Genomic DNA, 3,236 nt, shown 5'->3' on the forward strand with positions numbered 1-3,236 from the left:
TGCAGCGCAGGACGCCACGGCGGTCACTGGCCATCCGACATATCCTCCGAACCCGATGGCGCCGTCGACGTCCGCGCCTTCACGACACGCGACCGAAGATCCCCGCTCAATGCCTTTCCCATCATTCACCTCCCGCAAGGCGGATCTTGAATCAGCACAGAGCCAAAACGTCACATCACAATCGATCCATCAATCACAGGACGTGCTCTAGAATCAAGCCTTGCCGTCGCGCAGCAATTTCTATGCCTGTTGCGGCTCTGTACCTATCGCGCTTGGCGCTTCCGCGCGCGCAGCTGGAAATCCTTTGAAGGAAACTTGCAGTTTCATCAATGCGGAGGCTGAACTGGCGCGCTGTGCTTTGGAGAACCGCCCTGCAGATCGAAGCGCTGGCCGTTGACGTCGATGCTGCGGATCGTGGCGCCGAGGCCTCCACCGCTGCTTCCTTCACGGCCGCGACGGTTGGTCTGCGCAGTACGGCGACGTTCGCGCTCGCGCACATACTCCTGCCGTTTATCGTCGGCTTTGACGGCATCGTCGACCGACTTAACGGACCCCTCGATTGCCGCCGACTTCGCGGACTTCGCGGTCCGCGTACCCGCGTCAGACATCGAAAGATCGGGCGGCGTCAGGGAGGATGTCACCACATTATTCGAGATCGAATTAGCCGTCCGCGCGACTTGCTGCGCTGCCTCAACTTGCGCCGCTGCCGCTTGAGCAGCGGCAGCATTTGCCGCCGCCTGAACAGCCACCTGGGCTCGGCTGGTCGGCGTTGAAACAAAGCCAGTTCCCGTCACATTACTGACCGCGCCGGGCGCGGTGTTCAGATTGGAGCCAATGGTTGAGCTGGTGGTGGCGTCATTGTTGCCCGTCACGAGGCCGTTATTGTTGGAATTCGCCACCGTGCCCCCAGTATTATTACCCGCTTGCGCAGCGTCGTTCTGTCCCACCACGCCGCCGCATGAACTGTTACACGTGACACTAGCGCTTCCCTGGAACCCTGAAATGTTTCCCCGATTAAATCCAACGGCGCCGCCGACAGACTGGCCACGGACTCCGCCGCCAAATCCGAGATATACGCCGAGAACCGATCCGCCGGCTTGGGAATTTTGCAGGAAGGCGCTGTAAACGGTGGTCCCGGAATCCAATGTTCCAATCACCCCGCCAACATTGGTGGTCCCTCCGATAATTCCGAATGCCTGCGGCGCGACGATGGTTCCGCTGGCTAATCCTGCGAAGCCACCAACAGAGGAGAACCCAGCGACATTGAGAAACACGCCAGGCGCTGCTTGCGGCGCCACCTCGACCGGCGCCCTCGCTGCATCGTAATAGCTATTGCTGATGCTGATCGCCGCAGGAGCTGCCACGTTCCGGCCAACCAATCCGCCAACGTACTGACTCTCCAGCGCAATCACGTTACCGCTGGCAAAAGATCTGTCGATAAGGGGCAAGCCACTGCCTGAAGCCTGCTGGCTTAATCCAACCAGGCCGCCGACGTTATTGCGATTCGGAACGTTTACATCGCCGGTAGCGTGCGAGGCGACAATGTAGCCGTTGGTATTGTCACCTACCAAGCCACCCATGTTACTCGGATCAGAGTTACCCGCCACGCGGGGAGCGGTCACGTTTCCGTCGGCGAAAGAATTGCTGATGGATGCGACACGGGTCGTGGACGACCCGGACCCAAGGTTTCTTCCGACCAAGCCGCCCGCCGTCCCGATTGGCCCACTATTGGCATTGGCGCGCGTCAGAGTGACGTCACCCGAGGCGTACGAATTGCTGACAAGACCGCCCCCGTTTAATCCGACCAGTCCGCCGAAGAAATTCATGACCGATGTCACCTCCACGTTGGTGACTTTTCCAGTGGCATACGAACTGTCGATAATACCGCCCGTGTAGGCGCCGAGATTGTAGCTAATGACGTTAGGAGTGACGCTTGTGTTCACGGTCGGATTCGGCGAACCCGCGCCCGTATTCTGGCCGACCAATCCTCCTACGTTAACCGTCCCGGATACGTCCGCGTTGGAGAACGAGGAACGAATGCTGCTGCTGATGCTGGCGTTGCTGAAATTCAACCCGACAAGCCCACCAACACCGCTGCGGCCGATGACGGTTGACCCAGACCTGCCGGCTCCCGTGCCCGTGACGAACGCGTTACTGACCGTCCCTCCGTTGTTCCAGCCCACCAGCGCGCCTGTAAAGGAACCCGTGTTCGTGACGTTGGCGTTCACAAGCCCGATATCGCGAATCGCGCTGACGGCATTTACCCGTCCGAACAGACCGGCATTACCGCTTGTCGTGTTGATCGTAAGATTGGTGACGGTATGACCGAGCCCGGCGAAGGTACCACTGAAGGTGGCGATGACCGAAGGCCTTCCGGGGTTAACTGAACTCCACGTCGCGGCGTCGAGGGTCTGCGCCAACGCGTAATTTCCGGTGAGCGTGCCCGTGGTTGACACTGCGTTCAGGCTGTGGATCAACGTGTAGGTCGTGCCGTTGACGGTCAGGCCGCTGGTGTTAGCACCATTGGTGAACGTGACGCTGCCGTAGACGCCACCGCTGGTGTCCTGCGCGGCAACCGGGCCAACAGCCTGATTTCCAGGAACAAGTTCATACTTTGGATTGCCATGCTCGTCATAGACCGGCGTGAGCACGAACCCGGCCTTGGTGCCGTCCGGCTTGGCGACAGGCTCAAGAACTTGCTTCAAGACGAGTTCATAAACGGGATTGCCAGCCTTGTCATAGACCGGTCCGGCAGCGACTCCGCTGTAACTCGCCGGAGTGCGAATGTTGTAGTTGCCTCCGTAATTCATCGCCAGCGTGGCGTTCGCGCCGTCCAGCCTCACCGCGTTGTTAATGTTGATGTTGTTGCCGGCATTAAGCGCAAGACCGGCACTGGCGCCGGTCGCGGTGACGGCCTGGTTGATGTTGATGTTGTTGGCGGCGGTCAGCGTCAACGTGGTGTTGGCGGACCAGTTCACCGAGGCATTGACGTTGATATCGCCGTTCTCGGCGCCGCCCGCGAAGGTCATCACCGCAAAATTGGTGCTGGCAAGAATGCCGGCGAGCGTGCCCGCGCCGATGCCGCTGGTGGTCTGCGCCGCGTTGCCCGCGACAATGTTGAAGTCGGTCGGATCGATCAGCCACGTGCCCGTCTTGCCGTACGGTGCAAGCGTGGTGACGATGGCATTGTCCGCGACCTTGACGTGATCGCCCGAGGTCTCGATGAAGCCGCCGTC

At 60.1% G+C, this 3,236-nt stretch carries 1 protein-coding gene; it reads right to left on the bottom strand.

The genetic code is table 11. The features are described from left to right. Positions 1 to 326: 326 nt before the first annotated feature. Positions 327 to 3,236 (bottom strand): beta strand repeat-containing protein (locus NWI01_RS18455; protein ID WP_141385396.1); only part of this gene is annotated, 2,910 nt, incomplete at its 5' end.

Origin of the sequence: Nitrobacter winogradskyi (assembly GCF_006539545.1) — a bacterium.
In the GTDB taxonomy this organism is placed as follows: domain Bacteria; phylum Pseudomonadota; class Alphaproteobacteria; order Rhizobiales; family Xanthobacteraceae; genus Nitrobacter; species Nitrobacter winogradskyi_A.